The 579-nt window shown below is 64.1% G+C and carries 1 protein-coding gene; it reads right to left on the reverse strand.

What is annotated here, in order from left to right; all coding sequences use genetic code 11:
* Nucleotides 1–233: 233 nt before the first annotated feature.
* The coding region (locus tag A5625_RS13415) for a sulfotransferase (protein ID WP_197515997.1) at nt 234–579 on the reverse strand (346 nt) is incomplete at its 5' end.

Raw genomic sequence — 579 nt, forward strand, 5'->3', positions numbered from 1 at the left:
GGACTCAGCATCGAGACGGTCAAGGAGCGCTTCGCGGGGCTGTAAGTCACAGGACCCACAGGGGTTTCCGCGCCCGGCCGTCCGCACACCTGCGCCCAAGCCCGAGAGCATTTGGTGTTTTGCCCACCTTTGAGCGACAAAACGGCAGCGCCGGAACCGTCTACGGCGTTGTCGCTGAGAGGCGGGCAAAAGAGGTGCTGCCCGGGCGCGGAAACCCCTGTGGGTCCTGTGACTTACAGCCCCGCGAAGCGCTCCTTGACCGTCTCGATGCTGAGTCCGTAGTCGGCCAGCGAATAGGTGTGCTTGGGCGCCCGCTCGCCGGACTGGCTGTCGGCGTGGGTCTTTTCCATCGCGGCTTTGGCCTCTTCGGTCAGCGTCAGCCCGAAGTGCCGGTAGATATCGGCGACAATACCCATCGGGTCGGCGATCAATTCCTTGTAGTCGACGTCGTAGAACTGGGCCGGCTTGTATTTGGCGCGCGCGGTGTTGAATCGCTCCAGCCCTCGCGACCAGGTTTCCATTGCGTCAGCGCCGATTTGGGCCCCGGTGAACGACGTCGACCAGCCCTCGGCGGTGTGC

The organism is Mycobacterium sp. 1465703.0, assembly GCF_001672975.1.
Classification (GTDB): Bacteria; Actinomycetota; Actinomycetes; order Mycobacteriales; family Mycobacteriaceae; genus Mycobacterium.